The 15,997-nt window shown below is 41.4% G+C and carries 15 protein-coding genes; 3 read left to right on the top strand and 12 right to left on the bottom strand.

Annotated features, from left to right (window positions below):
* Nucleotides 1–7: 7 nt before the first annotated feature.
* The 10 genes from ACSX1H_RS11025 to ACSX1H_RS10980 all read right to left on the bottom strand — a co-directional run bounded on the left by ACSX1H_RS11025 (nucleotide 8) and on the right by ACSX1H_RS10980 (nucleotide 10,107).
* Complete coding sequence (locus ACSX1H_RS11025) at nucleotides 8–610, bottom strand: RNA polymerase sigma-70 factor (RefSeq protein WP_439183927.1); 603 nt, start codon at nucleotides 608–610, stop codon at nucleotides 8–10.
* 347 nt (nucleotides 611–957) lie between these two features.
* Nucleotides 958–2,022 carry a 4-hydroxythreonine-4-phosphate dehydrogenase PdxA gene (pdxA, locus tag ACSX1H_RS11020; RefSeq protein ID WP_439183926.1) on the bottom strand — a complete coding sequence of 355 codons (1,065 nt, stop codon included), beginning with the start codon at nucleotides 2,020–2,022 and terminating at the stop codon, nucleotides 958–960.
* A 70-nt stretch (nucleotides 2,023–2,092) separates the two neighbouring features.
* Nucleotides 2,093–3,526 (bottom strand): leucyl aminopeptidase family protein, encoded by a 1,434-nt coding sequence (locus tag ACSX1H_RS11015; RefSeq protein WP_439183925.1) that lies wholly within the window; start codon nucleotides 3,524–3,526, stop codon nucleotides 2,093–2,095.
* Between the two features lie 9 nt (nucleotides 3,527–3,535).
* The gene (locus ACSX1H_RS11010) at nucleotides 3,536–3,940 is read right to left on the bottom strand and encodes a hypothetical protein (protein ID WP_439183924.1); all 405 of its coding nucleotides are present in this window, start codon (nucleotides 3,938–3,940) and stop codon (nucleotides 3,536–3,538) included.
* Entirely contained in the window at nucleotides 3,918–4,928 is a 1,011-nt protein-coding gene (locus ACSX1H_RS11005) for a DUF4837 family protein (RefSeq protein ID WP_439183923.1), read from the bottom strand. Before ACSX1H_RS11005 ends, ACSX1H_RS11010 begins: the two co-directional genes overlap by 23 nt.
* A 73-nt stretch (nucleotides 4,929–5,001) precedes the next feature.
* Nucleotides 5,002–6,243, bottom strand: coding sequence for a lytic transglycosylase domain-containing protein (locus tag ACSX1H_RS11000; RefSeq protein WP_439183922.1), 1,242 nt, complete (start codon nucleotides 6,241–6,243; stop codon nucleotides 5,002–5,004).
* Between the two features lie 90 nt (nucleotides 6,244–6,333).
* On the bottom strand, nucleotides 6,334–6,549 hold the full coding sequence (locus ACSX1H_RS10995; protein ID WP_439183921.1) for a Sec-independent protein translocase subunit TatA/TatB: 216 nt from the start codon (nucleotides 6,547–6,549) through the stop codon (nucleotides 6,334–6,336).
* A gap of 38 nt (nucleotides 6,550–6,587) precedes the next feature.
* A complete protein-coding gene (rseP, locus tag ACSX1H_RS10990) occupies nucleotides 6,588–7,907 on the bottom strand; it encodes an RIP metalloprotease RseP (protein WP_439183920.1) in 1,320 nt (439 codons plus the stop codon).
* A 139-nt stretch (nucleotides 7,908–8,046) separates the two neighbouring features.
* On the bottom strand, nucleotides 8,047–9,204 hold the full coding sequence (locus ACSX1H_RS10985; protein ID WP_439183919.1) for a 1-deoxy-D-xylulose-5-phosphate reductoisomerase: 1,158 nt from the start codon (nucleotides 9,202–9,204) through the stop codon (nucleotides 8,047–8,049).
* A 21-nt stretch (nucleotides 9,205–9,225) separates the two neighbouring features.
* Nucleotides 9,226–10,107, bottom strand: a complete 882-nt coding sequence (locus ACSX1H_RS10980) for a M23 family metallopeptidase (protein ID WP_439183918.1) — start codon at nucleotides 10,105–10,107, stop codon at nucleotides 9,226–9,228.
* A gap of 258 nt (nucleotides 10,108–10,365) precedes the next feature.
* On the opposite strand from ACSX1H_RS10980, the gene ACSX1H_RS10975 reads away from it, so the two are divergent.
* The 3 genes from ACSX1H_RS10975 to ACSX1H_RS10965 all read left to right on the top strand — a co-directional run bounded on the left by ACSX1H_RS10975 (nucleotide 10,366) and on the right by ACSX1H_RS10965 (nucleotide 14,289).
* Nucleotides 10,366–10,686 carry a hypothetical protein gene (locus ACSX1H_RS10975; RefSeq protein WP_439183917.1) on the top strand — a complete coding sequence of 107 codons (321 nt, stop codon included), beginning with the start codon at nucleotides 10,366–10,368 and terminating at the stop codon, nucleotides 10,684–10,686.
* Nucleotides 10,687–10,785: 99 nt separating this feature from the next.
* A complete protein-coding gene (ggt, locus tag ACSX1H_RS10970; RefSeq protein ID WP_439183916.1) occupies nucleotides 10,786–12,474 on the top strand; it encodes a gamma-glutamyltransferase in 1,689 nt (562 codons plus the stop codon).
* A gap of 429 nt (nucleotides 12,475–12,903) precedes the next feature.
* The gene (locus ACSX1H_RS10965) at nucleotides 12,904–14,289 is read left to right on the top strand and encodes a GAF domain-containing sensor histidine kinase (protein ID WP_439183915.1); all 1,386 of its coding nucleotides are present in this window, start codon (nucleotides 12,904–12,906) and stop codon (nucleotides 14,287–14,289) included.
* Between the two features lies 1 nt (nucleotide 14,290).
* On the opposite strand, the gene ACSX1H_RS10960 is transcribed toward ACSX1H_RS10965, so the two are convergent.
* Nucleotides 14,291–15,508 carry an alanine dehydrogenase gene (locus ACSX1H_RS10960; RefSeq protein ID WP_439183914.1) on the bottom strand — a complete coding sequence of 406 codons (1,218 nt, stop codon included), beginning with the start codon at nucleotides 15,506–15,508 and terminating at the stop codon, nucleotides 14,291–14,293.
* Between the two features lie 65 nt (nucleotides 15,509–15,573).
* Entirely contained in the window at nucleotides 15,574–15,996 is a 423-nt protein-coding gene (gene tsaE, locus ACSX1H_RS10955) for a tRNA (adenosine(37)-N6)-threonylcarbamoyltransferase complex ATPase subunit type 1 TsaE (RefSeq protein ID WP_439183913.1), read from the bottom strand.
* Nucleotide 15,997: the final 1 nt, after the last annotated feature.

The raw sequence follows: 15,997 nt of genomic DNA, 5'->3' as shown, positions 1-15,997 counted from the left end.
AAAAAAATTAAAACATGAAGGTGAAAACAGCTGTTTTCAGATGCTTTAAACGCTCCCTTAATGTCTTATTGGCGAGTGTAATATGCCGCTCTACACCCTTGGTGGAAATTTCGAGCTCTTTGGCAATATCAACATGGGAATGGCCTTCAATTTTTGATAGTTTATACACTTCCCGGCGTTTTTCGGGCAAGGTATCTATGGCCTTTCTAATTTCAGAATAGACGTAAAAATCATCCGCTGAACTATCTTCTAAATCAAAATCTAACTTATAAACGCGATCGATAGCCTCGTAATGAGATGCAAAATCAATAAATTTATCGTGAACTTTTTGCTGCTTCAGTTGATTGATACATTGATTGCGAACAGAACGATAAACCAACCCTACCAGTGACTGACTACAATCTATTCCTTCCCGATTGTTCCATATTTTAAAAAACGATTCCTGCACGATGTCTTCAGCCACATCCGTTTGATTCAAAAACATTGCGGCATAGTTAAGCACCCTTTTAAAGTAGGACTGATAAAAAGCTTGAAAAGCCTTTATATCTCCTGCTTTAATCTGCATAGCCATCTTCTTTTCCTGGATCATACCACTTTTTAAATAAGGCATTTAAACTGTTAGCTGTAATTTATGAAGGTCGAAATTACACTTCTTAACATACCCCAACAATGGACAAATGTTCAGCTAGGTGTGTTAATGTGTATCCCCTTTTCACTCTATTCATAGTCTGTAACTTACAACCCGAATCACCATTCACCACTTTGGAAGAAACCCTTTTGAAACCTGAGCAATGTCATGTAAATAACATTTTTTAACACTCATTTAAGGCCTAACACCCTACATTTGGAACATAACACCCCTACCCAAAGCGGAAGATCGGAAAGAGAACACCCCTGTAAATGCAAAAAAGCCACTCGAAATACGAGCAGCTCCCTTTTATTTATAATCAAAGAAACCTAGTCCTTGTGTTCTAAATCATTGACATCGTATGTTTGAAGAGGGTTTTTAGCCAGCTCTGCATTCATTGAACGATTTGCACAAATATCAACCGCTAAATAGATAGCTTCCCTAAAAGAATCGGGTTTGGCTTTATCCTGTCCGGCAATTTCAAAAGCCGTACCATGGTCAGGGGAAGTTCTGATAAAAGGCAACCCTGCTGTGAAATTAACTCCCTTGGAAAAAGTTACGGTTTTAAAAGGAGCTAAGCCCTGGTCGTGGTACATCGCCAAAATAGCATCAAAGTTTTTAAACTGCTCACTACCAAACAGGCCATCGGCAGGATAAGGGCCAAGTGCCATAATGCCTTCTTCTTTTGCTTTATTGATAGCCGGAATGATAACCTCTTGCTCTTCGCTACCAATAACTCCTCCGTCTCCGGCATGCGGATTCAGCCCTAAAACAGCAATGCGGGGGCGACGAATGGAAAAATCCTGCTGTAATGAACGGTTGAGGGTACGTAATTTTGACAGGATGCTTTCTTCAGTTACTTTAGAAGGCACATCTTTAATTGGCACATGACCAGCCACAACTCCCACTTTCATCTGCTCCGAAACCATAAGCATTAATGCCTCTCCCTCACCCGCAACCTGATGCAAGTATTCGGTATGCCCTGGAAAATTAAAGGAGTCGGACTGTATATTCTGTTTATTTATCGGCGCAGTAACAAGGACATCTATTTTGCCATCCTTTAAGTCTCTAACTGCCAGCTCCAATGCCTTAAAAGCTGCATCGCCGCCAATGCTGGTGGACTTACCCAACTCGACACGAATGTTATCATCCAAACAGTTGATGATATTCACCCGCTTATTATGTGCATCCTCCACACTGTTGATGCTATTTAAGCTAAAATTTGGAATGTTTAAGGCTTTACGATGGTAGGCAGCTACCTTTGATGAACCATAAATAACCGGCACAAATGAGTCAAACACTCTGGCATCAGACAAAGTTTTAAAAATTACTTCGTAACCAATACCATTAATATCTCCGTGGGTGATTCCCACTATTATTTTTCTTTCACTCATATCTTACATTTTTCTGTCGCACACATTGTGTGACAGTTATTGAGCATTAAAATTAACATTATTTACTAAACTAGTACCTGTTCTTCAAAAACTCATATAATAATCGTACGCCAACGCCAGATGCTCCATTGCCCCGATAGCTATCCTCTTTTTTAACAAAGGCAGGACCAGCAATGTCCAGGTGAATCCATGGATAGTTAACAAAATGGCTCAAGAACTTACCCGCAGTAATGGCGCCAGCTTCACGGCCACCCAGGTTCTTAATATCAGCGACCTCCGATTTGATGAGTTCCCCATACTCTTCCCAAAAAGGAAAACGAACCACCCGCTCGTAAACCAGGTTTCCGGCGGCCTCAAGAGCTTGAAAATCTTTATCGGGAGCTGTTCCCATTCCCACAGTGCCATATTGCCCCAGTGCCATTACTGCACTGCCTGTGAGTGTGGCCAAATCGATGACCAACTCGGGCTCGTATTTTTCTGCGTACGACAAAGCATCTGCTAAAATCAGTCTTCCTTCCGCATCGGTATTAAGTACCTCAACTGTTTTCCCGTTGTGCATGGTTAAAACATCACCTGGCACAATGGCGTTACCTCCAGGCCGGTTATCAGTAGCCGGGATCAGTCCGATAACGTGAACTGCTAGCTTATTGGAAGCAATGGCCACAAAAGCACCAAGCACAGAAGCAGCCCCACCCATATCCGATTTCATATCATCGAGGCTTCCGGGAGGTGTTTTCAGGTTGATGCCGCCTGTATCGTAAACAACACCCTTACCCACCAACACAATAGGCTTCGAATTTTTGGCCTCTTCGGGTTTCCATTCTAATACATGAAAAGCCGGTGGATCAATACTTCCCTTATTGACCCCAAGGAGTCCGCCAAATTTTAATATTTCGAGCTTCGCTTTATCGAATATTTCCACATCAAACCCGTGAATTGCCCCTAATTCGCTAATGGTTTCCGACAACTCTTCAACATTGAGTGTCGACACTGGTTCATTAACTAAATTACGGGTGACAAAAACAGCGTTACATAATTGACGCAGTTCATCCAACTCTCCCTTATTAAGCACAGCGGAGGCCACCCAAACAGTGAAATCATTAGGCTCCTCTTTTTTATCGGTTTTGTACTTGGTAAACTGGTAGGAGGCTAAAGCCAAACCTTCTGTTAACGCCAGTGTCAACTGCTTTTCTCCAATCACGTCATATATACAAACCCCTGTTTGCTTATCGGTTTTGAGACTGTTGTATATTTGTGCCCCATCCTTACGCAAAGCCTCGTAAAGATTGTTGGTAAGTTCCCCTTCAGAAACAACTCGCACATAATAAACAATGTGGTAGTTCTGAATAGTAATGAGCTTTTCTTTAGATTCCAGCTTTGCTTCCACAAAAGCAAGTGCTTCTTTGCTAAAACCAAAATCTTTGAGTACATTAACATCCTTCACCAGAAAAATATTTCGCACGTTTTGGGGCCTTTCGGCGGTATGTTTTATTGTTAATTGCATAGTGTTAGATTATTCTGATAGTTCATTCAAATCCTCATTCGGCGGCTGATTCTGTGCTTTAAAGTACTCTCTTATCATTACTTTTTTCATCTCTCGATGAATGATTAGTTCTGTTAAAGCATCTTCGTAACTCACATCTCCCATCTCTTTCTGATAAACAGCTACCTGTGTCTCTGTAACATCAATACGGTACAAAAAGTTGAGAAAACTGGAATAGTGCGCCGTCATAATTTCACTAATATAGCCTCGCATCTGGGTAAACACCTCAGTGTAAAAACCTTCGGTATTTCCTGAGAAGGTTACTTCAAAACCAAATTCTGCAAAATCTTTAATGATTTGTGCAGCTGCCTTTTTGATCAAATCTTCTCGCCCGCAAGCTTGTCTTAAGGCTTTACTGTTGAGTTGAGGCAGCATGACTTTGTTTAAATTTAAGCGTATACATCAACGCCTCCATCTGGCGAATCTTATCACGTTTATCTGGCCGTTCTGGGGAATAAACAAAACCGTCGGTTACTACCACCCGGTTATTCGCCTTATCATAATGAGCCTGTAGAATAAATGGGCCACCCATCATGTCGTTCTGCACTTTCCACAGGCCTCTTAATTCAACCACCTCATTGTCATTAATGGTTGTTTGCTTATAAATGACTGGAAAATGATGTTCGGTAGTCATAAAAGATCCTTCAGACGGACCAGGAACATTTTTATGCAGAATGGAATCGCGCTTATTTAGCAAATATTCCTTCGAAAATGTTCCTTCTCCCACATATGGAAACTCATAAACGAACATCCCCAAGAAGCCCCAGTGAGCCGATTCATTCATCCATATGAAAGATGACGTTGACTTTTTGTTATTTAAGTTATTAGGAACAGACAAACGAATATTAAAGGTTGAGTCCACCCGTTTAATAAGCTCATCGCTCAAATTCTTTTTATAAGTGGAAATGTAGCGTTCGCGTTCGGCCTTGTTGAAAAAACTAAGCATTCTTAGCTGATGCTCTTCAACCAGTTGACGCAACATGGCTGTATCCTTAGCGCTAATAGTAACAACCGCCTGTGGCCTGGCCCACCTGTCCTTGTAATATTTAACGGCCTCATCTTTAACATTCGCATTAACAGTAACCACAACGATATTACGTATGGTTTTCATAAAACTGGAAAATGTGCGATGAGGCGCCACGCTCATTTTAAAATGAGGCTCTTCCTGCGGCAAGCCCAAATACGTTTCGCGCAGCAAGTCCTGCAATTCAATTCCACCTGGCGACTTTTTAATCTTATCATCCATAATCACCAACATCTCACCGGCTTTACCGCCTACATTAGGCTTGTAGCCCGTGTCTTTATTCTTACAGGCAAACGATAAGGCAACTAAACCTATCAGTAAATATTTATAATATCTCATGTCTATATTTAATTTGATTAGATTTTAAAATTATTAATTCTCTAATAATCGGCCCATTGCAAGCACTAAGGTACTAACTTCCTTTCGGGTTTGGAAAAAGAGGTTGCCGGCTGGCAGCATTAACATTGCATAAACGATTAATGTATAAAACAGGTTTAATCTGCCTGGCCTCTTCTGTCACAAAAAAATAGGCTGATCTTTCAACCGGTTTCCAAACAATCAGCTCTTGATCGATGTATAAATTGCGGTTAGGAAGATTGTTCCAATAAATAATATCGCTGATCCGACAGTGGTTATCGATGGCAATCTTGTGAAAAAACTCTCCTTTTCGAACAATGTGCACCGTGTGTTGACGTCCACTTTTATCTCCTACCGGAGCGGTTATGCTACCTGGAGCCATCGCGCCAATCAAGCTCTTTTCGGCTCGCACAAAATTTAACACGCCGCTTTTAGGCAGAAAAATACAAACCGCCTCCCCATCTACTGGTATATATTTTTTTGTATAGGCTGGATTTAGCCATTCAACCACCTCCATTGGGACTTGAGCTGCAGTCTGTATCTGATCAAATGTGAGTGATTTATGTATGTATACAGTATCCACCTCATCAAATTTGACCATTGGCGGATTAGCTGATACATCGTGACGCTGATAGTTGTTCATCACATAATTGACAGCGATAAAAGCGGGCACGTAACTCTGAACTTCCTTGGGCAGATAGGGTTGTAGCTCCCAGAAGTTAGTTTTGCCTCCTGAGCGCTCTATCGCCTTCTGCACCACCCCAATACCACCATTATAGGCTGCCAACGCCAGCTGCCAGTCATTCAAATTACGATAAAGGTATTTAAGATAACGGCAAGCCGCTTCCGTACTTTTGACAGGGTCGCATCGTTCATCCACATAGTTATCTACCTCAAGATCAAACATGCGAGAGGTATGATACAGAAATTGCCACAAGCCCATAGCACCAGACTTTGATTTGGCGGTTGGTTCCAGCGCCGACTCTACAATGGCCAAATACTTTAGCTCTAATGGTAATTCATATTTGGCTAAATACTCTTCGAAGAGGGGAAAATAGAATTCGGAACGCCCAATGATGTTGGCTAAATGCTCCCTCCGTTTTACAGTATAAACATCAATAAAAGCCTGTACTTTTGCATTGTAATCGAGCTTAACCATGCTGTTCTTATCCAGTTCGCTCAAACGCTTTTCATACATCCAGTCCGGATAGTGAGGATAGTCGTTTACAGACCAAAAACTTGCTTGAGCGGCGGCACCCGACACTAGTATTATCAGCGCTGTTATTAATCGTAGCATTAACTTTTATTTTTTGCCTTTCAACAATACACCAAAGGCCAATCCTCATAGAGGCTCGGCCTTCGCAATATAAAATTGTTCGGATTGTGCTTACTTGGATGAATCATCGATGGCCTCATTCTTCTTATCGCCATCTGATTTATTTTCATCGTCGTTACGTGCTTTCTTAAATTCTTTCATACCCTGGCCAAGACCTTTCATCAATTCCGGAATTTTGCGTCCGCCAAATAAAAGCAACAAGGCAAGTATAATAAGAATCCATTCTGGTCCGCCCGGTAGTGCCCACAATAATACGTAACTGTTCATCTCTTAATAGTTTTATTATACAAATTTAATAAACTTGCTTATTTAAAGAAAGCTTTAAAGATATCATTTCCATTGGCAAATAACAGCAGACCCAAGAGTAAAATCATACCGGTTATTTGTGCATACTCCATAAACTTATCGCCAGGCTTACGACCAGTAACAATTTCATACAGAAGAAATAGAACATGGCCACCATCCAGGGCAGGTATTGGTAAGATATTCATAAACGCCAGAATCATTGAAATTAAGGCGGTGTTAGACCAGAAAATATACCAATCCCAAGTAGAGGGGAATAGCTTACCCATCGCACCAAAACCGCCCACCTGTTTGGCACCTTCCTTGGTGAAAATGAGGCGTAGCTGCTTTACGTAACCTACTAAAATATCAACTCCTTTGGCAATTCCTTTCGGACAAGCCTCCCAGAAGCCATACTCATGCGTCTGAATGTCTACGTAATTATTTGGACCCACCAGGTAGAAACCAATCTTACCCGATTTAGGAACAACCAAATTAAGCGACATCAGGGAGTCCTGGCGCATAATACCAAGCTCAACTTCCTTTTCCACATTGGTGGTTAACATCTGTGAAAATTCGTTGTAAAAAGCAGTTGAAGTGCCATTTATACTAACAATGCTATCGCCGGCGAGTAACCCAGCCTCATCGGCTCTGGACCCTTTCATTAAATCCTCAACCACAACCGGGAAACGAACTTGTGCAAAAACCTTCACTTCCTCGGCGATTATCCGCTGATCATAGTCCTCGGGTATAGTTAGAACTAATACCTCCGCTCCTCTCTTTACAGTAAGTTCCTGTGCTTTTTCCAAAAGTATGAAGCGGGCAATATCACTACTCTCTTCAACTTGATGTTCATCAACCTTTAATACTATATCACCATCTTTCAGGCCAATTTCTTTCGCCACTTCGTGATAATATAGCCCATGCTTAGCCGATTGTACCGGAACATATTCTTCGCCCCAAGTATACAACACCATCCAGTAAATAAAAAAGGCCGTTATGAAGTTAACTAAAACACCTCCAACCATTATCAGCAGACGCTGCCAGGCGGGTTTCGACCTAAACTCCCAGGGTTGTGGTGGTTGAGCCATCGCTTCCTTATCCATTGACTCATCAATCATACCGGATATTTTAACGTATCCCCCAAGTGGCAACCAGCCAACACCATATTCGGTTTCGCCCTTTTTATATTTAAATAATGTAAACCAAGGGTTGAAAAACAGATAGAACTTCTCTACCCTTGTTTTAAACAAACGAGCAAAAAAGAAATGACCAAATTCGTGCAGAATTACCAGTAATGATAAGCTGAGTAATAACTGCACTGTTTTTATAAGAATCTCCATCAACTATTTTTTCTTTTATTAGGCAACAAATATATTCTTTTCGAACTAATTACCTGTTATTATTTTCTTATGCTTAATTTATTATTGCGCTCCAGCTACTTTAGAACAGTTCAATTGACAAAAAGCTCACTTCGGCAGGCTATTTTTTAAGGATTAACTCTTCTGCAATAGCCCGGGCTTCTGAATTTGTTTGTAAATAATCGTCGAGGCTAGGTTGATCAACCACAGTGGCTTTCATCATGGTTTTTTCAATAATATCCGACATTTCGACGAATCCTACCCGTTGATTCAAAAATCCATCGACAGCAACCTCATTGGCCGCATTCAGAATACAAGGCATGTTTCCTCCTTTTTTCATGGCCTGGTAGGCTAAATCCAAATTACGGAACACCTTTATATCCACCTTTTCAAAGGTCAACTCCGGATAGTCCAGAAAACTAAACCTGGGAAAATCAGAAGGATAACGTTTTGGAAAAGTCATTGCATATTGAATGGGCAAGCGCATATCGGGCAAGCCAAGCTGAGCTTTTATGGAACCATCCTCAAACTGCACCAGCGAATGCACGATGGACTGTGGATGCACCACTACTTCAATATCATCGGGTTGTACATTGAATAGCCAACGTGCCTCTATGGCTTCGAGCCCTTTATTCATCATCGAAGCACTATCAATGGTAATCTTATCCCCCATGGACCAGTTTGGATGGTTTAAAGCCTGGCAACGGGTTACTTTGCGTAAAAAGTCCAACTTTTGTCCTCTAAACGGCCCACCTGAAGCAGTAAGAATAATTTTCTCAATTGGGTTATGAAACTCACCTGCCAGACATTGAAAGATGGCTGAATGTTCAGAGTCAACCGGTAGGATACTGACTTTATTTTCGAGCGCCAGCTTGGTAATAAGATCACCCGCTACCACCAGCGTCTCTTTATTTGCCAGTGCTATTTGCTTACCAGCTTTTATAGCATTTATTGTTGGTACGAGCCCAGAAAACCCAACCATTGCAGTCAGTACAATATCAATTGAACTGCTTTGTACCACCTGAGCAATAGCCTCCTCTCCTGCATAAACCTTTACATCTTCATTGGCTAACGCTTCACTTAGTGGCTTGTATTTATCCTTATTCCCTATCACTACACTATCAGGCTGATACTTTCGAACCTGTTCAATAAGCAGTTCAATATTGTTATTGGCTGTTAAAACCTCCACTTCAAACTGCCCGGGATGGGCATCAACTACCTCAAGGGCCTGGGTTCCAATAGAACCTGTTGAGCCCAATATTGCTATCTTTTTAGACATTAACTATTTCTGTTGTGTATTCTATTCAAAAGACATGTATTGCTCAGCATCCAGTGGCACACCATTGTACCACAATTCAAAGTGTAAATGCGGCCCTGTAGTCAACTCACCTGAATTTCCAACATTGGCAATAGCCTCCCCGGCCTGAACTTGATCGCCCATACTCTTTAGGAGGGTTTCGTTATGCTTATAAATGGAAATTAAGTTATTTGAATGCTGTATTTGAATGACATAACCTGTTTCAACAGTCCATCCTGTAAAAACAACCGTTCCATCAAGGATGGCACTTACCCGGCTACCTGGCTTTGCAACCACATCGACCCCAAAATGGCCCTGAGTTTCACCAAACTTATTCACCACAACCCCTTTGAGAGGTGTAAACAAAAAGCTGTGCTCCAACTCAAACTTCGTTCCCTTATTTCCTAAAACAGCCAGATTAAACTTCTCCTCCCGCTCTACTAACTCACGAAAGATAGAGTCTTCTTCAGACTTTTTGAAAACAATGTTATTATTTGCCCCTTCAGTTTCTGCATCTTTAACATCCTCTGGCAGTGCTCCTTCCGGCACTTCCCCAGATATAATGGCCCTGACATCCTTAAAGAACTTATCGCGTCGCTCAATTTCCATTATTAGACTATCAACCCGCTCCGAATTTTGTATTATCAAACGCCTTTGCTGACCATCCGGGTATCCGGGAATGTACTCTCTTAGTCCGGTAAATGCAATTAAAAAAATGACCAACACAACCAGTACCGAAAGACTAACGCCCACAACTGTGAAAACATTTAGCCGCGATAAGCGCATACCAAATACCTCTTCGTAGGTTTGTTCATTAAAAATTGCCAATCGGTACTTATGCCGGAGTTTATCGACTAGTTTCTTTCCTTTTTCTTCTCTTGCCATTAAGCTAAAATTCAATTGTAGCAAAGGTAAAAAAACTCGTTAGAATACATTGAAAAACCATTTAAAAGAAGTGGCGAGATTTGCTGCAAGCCCCTACTATCAGCAACTTTGATAGCTTTACCTTTCCCGAACAACCCATATCATTGGAATCTAAAACGACGATGATGCATATTTTAGTCCTAAAAAAAGTGCAGTTGATGGACAGATTTATTTTTAATAATCAAGGAACATCCATTGGACTATAAAAAATAAACACTCATGGAATACGGCGGCATTCCTTTGGTAGGGAAAGTATTCACATATAATTTTACATCGGAAACAACACACCCGAACTGCAATTGTGAAAGTAAAAAAGGAGAGACTATGATTATTAAATTAATTACAGGACTTGGTGAAATACGCATGCATAGGAAAGTAGCCGGAATCGAATTTCCCAAAAAAAATGAGCTTCAAGTTATTTTTAAGGATACGTATGCCGACCTTTTAATTCCTATTAGTTCGGAAATGGACCACCAACTTTTAGTTGGTATCTTTTACGACTACTTGAATCAACCTGAAAGTAAACTGGTTGTAGCATAGTAATAATAAATCAATAGCCATTGCAGTAGCGACTATTTCTTATTGAGATAGTCGCTACTGCTTTTTTATTCACTAACTTAACACAAAACAAATGGCTGTATGATGAAACACATCTCTTTATTTCTATTTGCTGCCTCTATCATGCTTTCCACTACAGCACAAGATAGACTAACCGGGCACGGACATGCCACACGCAGCGAAGTAATTGCACAAAATGGAATGGCTTGTACCAGTCAGCCCTTAGCCACACAAATAGCTATTGATATCTTAAAGAAAGGTGGCAATGCCATTGATGCTGCCATTGCAGCTAATGCCGCGCTGGGCCTAATGGAGCCCACAGGTTGCGGCATTGGCGGCGACCTGTTCGCAATCGTTTGGGATGCCGAATCAAAACAACTCTATGGACTCAATGGCAGCGGAAGATCTCCCCAGACCCTTAGCATTGCCTATTTTAAAGAGCACAAGCTATCCAAAATTCCGGCTTATGGCCCCCTACCAGTAAGTGTGCCTGGTTGTGTAGATGCCTGGTTCGAACTTCATCAACGCTTTGGAAGCCTCTCAATGCAAGAGATACTTAACCCGGCGATTACTTATGCAGAAAACGGGTTTCCCTTGAGTGAATTAATCGCCTACTACTGGAAGAAATCGGTTAAACTTCATGCGCACTTTCCAAATGTAACAGATACTTACACTACCAATGGCACAACACCAAGTAAAGGAGACATCTTTAAAAACCCATACCTGGCAGACACTTACAAGCAGCTGGCCAAACAGGGCCGCAACTATTTTTATACAGGAGCTGCTGCCAAAACAATGGCTGACTTCATTCATGAACAAGGCGGCCATTTGAGCATGAAGGATTTGGCGAATCACCGATCTGAATGGGTAAAACCGGTATCCATCAATTATAGAGGCTACGATATTTGGGAACTTCCGCCAAATGGACAAGGTATTGCGGCTTTGCAAATGCTTAATATTATCAAAGCCTATAACTTTAAGCCAGATGAGTTTGCTTCAGCCAGACATCTCCATATTGTAACAGAGGCAAAAAAAATGGCATTTGAGGACAGAGCGCAATATTATGCCGATATGGATGCCCAAAACGTACCGGTTAAAGAGCTCATTTCTGAGGAATACGCCAATAAAAGAAGGGCCTTAATCGACTCCTTTAAAGCGGGAGCCTATTCAGCTGGTAAAATAAGCGAAGGCGAAACAATCTATCTGACCGTAGCGGATCAATGGGGAAACATGGTTTCACTTATTCAGAGCAATTACCGCGGAATGGGTTCCGGAATGGTCCCACCTAAATTGGGATTTATGCTTCAAAACAGAGGCGAGCTTTTTTCCTTAAACCCTGAACATGCAAATGCTCTAGCTCCCGGCAAAAGACCATTCCACACCATTATTCCTGCCTTTGTGACAAAAAACAACCAGCCTGTGATGAGTTTTGGCGTCATGGGCGGTGACTTTCAGCCTCAAGGACATGTTCAAATCCTCATGAACATTATTGATTTCGGAATGAACATTCAGGAAGCAGGTGATGCACCTCGTTTCAGTCATAGAGGCTCCTCAGATCCAACGGGCAACGAAGCCTTAAACAAAGGTCAAATCACGATAGAAAGTGGTATTCCAACCTCCACAATTATGCAACTAACAAAAATGGGACATTCTGTGGGCTATGCACCAGGCGTTTATGGTGGCTACCAAGCTATCTGGTTCGACCAGCAACGGAAAATATATATTGGCGCCTCTGAAAGTCGAAAAGACGGCATGGCAGCAGGCTATTAAGTCAACTGGAAACTAAAACATCGGATAACAGCCCTGGCTGATAGTTTTGGTTTTCAATTGTACTGTATCAAAGAAGCGGCCTTCAATAAACAAGCCATCAACACCTTTTCAGATTTACTATCAGCACTAATGCAGTAAGTTAAATCCAGCAAAATACTGTAACAACGAATTTAGGCATTACATAGCATCACAACCAACTAATGAAATGTAGAAACGAACCACAACTCATAAGGTGATTAATAAAATATCAATTTTGGAATAATTTAGTCATTCCTATGATTAATCATATTTCTTTTAATAAGCGATTTGAACATTTGCATTTATGGCGAATAAACTTACTTCAAACCATAAAAGTCAACCATTTATCAAAAAAAATTTAGCACCTGTTTCTTTTTAAGTAATTTAAATTTCCATTAACCGGAAAGTGGCATGAATTGGAGGAGACTATTCACTAGAAAAAGGTCGGTTTTAGATCGTTTTAAAAAGATTGAACCCACCATATACGACATCATTACGCCTGTCAATAGAAATATTGGCCACAAGTTTTTTGAGACACTTGCTCAGCAACTGAGTCAGCTCATTCGAGCAGATTACATCATTATTGGCAGGTACTCAGCACTGGATAACAGTGTGGAATCAATCATATTTTCCGATGGCGTAAAAAGCATGGCAAATGTAACCTACAGTCTCGAAAACACACCCTGCAATGATGTCATTGGAAAAACCACCTGTCGCATCAACTCAGGAGCATGGGAAAAATTCCCGCAAGACAGTTTTTTGGCTCATCAAAAAATTGAAGGGTATATAGGTATTCCCCTTTTCAACTCTGGCTACCAGCCCAATGGTATTTTTATTGCTCTATATAAGGAGCCCATCAAACAAGCTGAGCTTATCGAATCCTTAGTCTATTTATTCACGCCTCGAATGAGCAGTGAAATAGAACACCTCAAGGCAAAAGAAGAACTCAACCTCAGAAATAAAGAGCTGGAAATAACGCACCTTGAGCTAAGAAGAAAAAATGCCGAATTGGACATTTCGCTAAAAAGACTTCATGAGGCTCAAAAAAAATCTGCTGAGAACGACCAACTAAAATCCACATTTCTGGCGAACCTGAGTCACGAGATACGAACGCCCATGAATGTTATTCTTGGTTTCTCAGAACTACTAAGGATGGAATCACTGAATAAACAAGAAAGGGATGAGTACATTGGCATTATCAACCTAAACGGTTTACAGCTACTTAAGGTAATGGATAATCTGATCGATATCTCCAAACTACAAACACGCCTGATCCAGGAAGGGCCAAAAATTTTCAGCCTCAACCAGCTCATGGAAAATATGCTTAAACACTACATGCGTGAAGTAAAACTTATGCATAAACCTTTAAAGCTATATTTAGAAAAAGGACTTGAGGATAACAACGATGAGATAGTTACTGATCAGCAAGGCCTGGTTAAAGTTTTGAATCACCTGCTAGACAACGCTGTTAAATTCACTAAAGAGGGCTGGATAAAATTTGGTTATACCACTATTAATGAAGACCTCCACTTCTTTGTGAAGGATACAGGAATTGGCATTCCGGAGGGCAAAGAAGAAGTAATTTTCGATATGTTCCGACAAGTGTCCACCTCGCATAACCGCGAGTTTGGTGGCAATGGCTTAGGTTTAGCTATTTCTCAAAAATACATCGACACCTTGGGGGGTGAAATATGGTTGGATAAGTCCTACCGCAATGGTGCTAATTTTTGCTTTACCATACCCTTTCAAAAGACACAGCGGCTGACCAACGAAGTTCCTAAAACGAGCCTAATGTAAGTTAAAAAGCTGCCATCAGCAGTCCAATATCTTTGTAAGGCATATTGAAACGGCGCCCAATATAGCTATTGGTTAAAATGCCTTTGTACAAATACATGCCATGACTTAATCCCACATCTTCTTTGATCAGATGATGCACTCCTCCAGCTTCTCCTAAGCGCAAAATGATTGGTGCGAAAATATTACTGAGAGCAATAGAGGATGTTCGCGAAACCAATGAAGCAATATTTGGTACGCAGTGATGAACGACTCCATGTTTGGTGAAAACAGGGCTTTCGAGGTCTGTGCAGCGGCTGGACTCAAAGCATCCGCCCTGATCCATACTCAGGTCAATAATAATCGAACCAGGCTTCATTTGCTCAACCTGCTCGCGAGTAACCATGAAGGAGCGTCCGGCCTGCAGATACCGCAAACTGCCCATTACAGCATCGGCACTCTGCAAGGCTTTTGTTAAGGCCTGAGGATGCAATACCGATGTAAATATGCGCTGCCCAACGTTGCGCTCCAACTCGCGTAAGCTATGGTATGAATTATCAAACACCTTCACTGAGGCTCCTAATCCAATAGCGGCCTTGGCTGCATATTCACCGGCCGTTCCAGCTCCTAAAATAACCAACTCAGCAGGCGAAATACCAGTCACCCCACCAAGCAGAACGCCCTTTCCATTTTGTGCCTTACTAAGGTATTCGCTGGCAATCATCACCGAGGTTGTTCCTTCAATCTCACTCATACTACGGATTACCGGGTAACAACCATTGTCATCCTTAAGCAACTCGAATGAAATAGCATTAAGGCGTCTGTCGAGCATTTTCTGCAACGACGCCCTCGTTTGGTTATGTAGATTTAGTAAGGAAATTACCAGTTGGTTGGTGGCAAGCTGTTCAACCTCTTCACTTGTTAGTGCTGAAACTTTAAGTATTATATCAGCTTTGAGTACCTGTGCTTTCTCTTTCAGAATCTGCGCGCCACACTCAGCAAAGTCGTGATCAAAGTAGTGTGCTTTATCTCCTGCACCCGATTCAAACAAAACCGTATGACCATTGGCCACCAACAGTTCAACGCCTTGCGGTGTCAGGGCAATGCGATTCTCGAAGCGAGAGCTTTCTTTAGGTATGCCAATAGAAAGTTTCTTTTTTCGTCTGCCCACTTCAAGCATCTCTTCCTGGGGAAGCAAATTCCCTTGTCCCATTGGGAAATACGAGGTTTTATCGCCCATCATAGCCTTTAATTTTACCTTACTAACGAGCCATCAAGATAACAAAAAAAGACTAATATCGGAATGGGTTATACTTTCTGCACAGAGATCTTTCGTCGTCCGTCTGCTAACTCTTCCAGCCTTAGCTCCAGGCGCCCAGGAGGTAATAAGCTTGCTATTTTCTCCGGCCATTCAATCATACTATAGCATCCTGAATACAAGTAATCCTCATAGCCCATATCATAAGCTTCCTCTTCTTCTTTAAGCCGATAGAAATCAAAGTGATAAACCACCTCATCCTCCAGCGTGTGATACTCGTTTACAATTGCGAAGCTAGGGCTATTAACAGTATCTTCAACCTTTAACTCATCACATAATGCTTTAATAAAGGTTGTTTTTCCAACTCCCATAGGGCCATAAAAAGCAAGAACACGTTCGCTTTTATATTTTGATAAAAAATCGGTAGCAACCGCATTAATATTCTCCAGAGAATCAATGTAAAAAGTGTCCATC

This window comes from Carboxylicivirga taeanensis (assembly GCF_051851475.1).
In the GTDB taxonomy this organism is placed as follows: domain Bacteria; phylum Bacteroidota; class Bacteroidia; order Bacteroidales; family Marinilabiliaceae; genus Carboxylicivirga; species Carboxylicivirga taeanensis.
The sequence above is the reverse complement of the archived record's forward strand: the minus strand, read 5'-3'. Positions and strand labels throughout refer to the sequence as shown.

What these genes read in the sequence shown, in the direction of transcription:
- ACSX1H_RS11025 (WP_439183927.1), bottom strand. Translation starts at nt 610, where the DNA reads ATGCCTTATTTAAAAAGTGGTATGATCCAGGAAAAGAAGATGGCTATG.
- pdxA (WP_439183926.1), bottom strand. Translation starts at nt 2,022, where the DNA reads ATGAGTGAAAGAAAAATAATAGTGGGAATCACCCACGGAGATATTAAT.
- ACSX1H_RS11015 (WP_439183925.1), bottom strand. Translation starts at nt 3,526, where the DNA reads ATGCAATTAACAATAAAACATACCGCCGAAAGGCCCCAAAACGTGCGA.
- ACSX1H_RS11010 (WP_439183924.1), bottom strand. Translation starts at nt 3,940, where the DNA reads ATGCTGCCTCAACTCAACAGTAAAGCCTTAAGACAAGCTTGCGGGCGA.
- ACSX1H_RS11005 (WP_439183923.1), bottom strand. Translation starts at nt 4,928, where the DNA reads ATGAGATATTATAAATATTTACTGATAGGTTTAGTTGCCTTATCGTTT.
- ACSX1H_RS11000 (WP_439183922.1), bottom strand. Translation starts at nt 6,243, where the DNA reads ATGCTACGATTAATAACAGCGCTGATAATACTAGTGTCGGGTGCCGCC.
- ACSX1H_RS10995 (WP_439183921.1), bottom strand. Translation starts at nt 6,549, where the DNA reads ATGAACAGTTACGTATTATTGTGGGCACTACCGGGCGGACCAGAATGG.
- rseP (WP_439183920.1), bottom strand. Translation starts at nt 7,907, where the DNA reads ATGGAGATTCTTATAAAAACAGTGCAGTTATTACTCAGCTTATCATTA.
- ACSX1H_RS10985 (WP_439183919.1), bottom strand. Translation starts at nt 9,204, where the DNA reads ATGTCTAAAAAGATAGCAATATTGGGCTCAACAGGTTCTATTGGAACC.
- ACSX1H_RS10980 (WP_439183918.1), bottom strand. Translation starts at nt 10,107, where the DNA reads ATGGCAAGAGAAGAAAAAGGAAAGAAACTAGTCGATAAACTCCGGCAT.
- ACSX1H_RS10975 (WP_439183917.1), top strand. Translation starts at nt 10,366, where the DNA reads ATGGAATACGGCGGCATTCCTTTGGTAGGGAAAGTATTCACATATAAT.
- ggt (WP_439183916.1), top strand. Translation starts at nt 10,786, where the DNA reads ATGATGAAACACATCTCTTTATTTCTATTTGCTGCCTCTATCATGCTT.
- ACSX1H_RS10965 (WP_439183915.1), top strand. Translation starts at nt 12,904, where the DNA reads ATGAATTGGAGGAGACTATTCACTAGAAAAAGGTCGGTTTTAGATCGT.
- ACSX1H_RS10960 (WP_439183914.1), bottom strand. Translation starts at nt 15,508, where the DNA reads ATGATGGGCGATAAAACCTCGTATTTCCCAATGGGACAAGGGAATTTG.
- tsaE (WP_439183913.1), bottom strand. Translation starts at nt 15,996, where the DNA reads ATGGACACTTTTTACATTGATTCTCTGGAGAATATTAATGCGGTTGCT.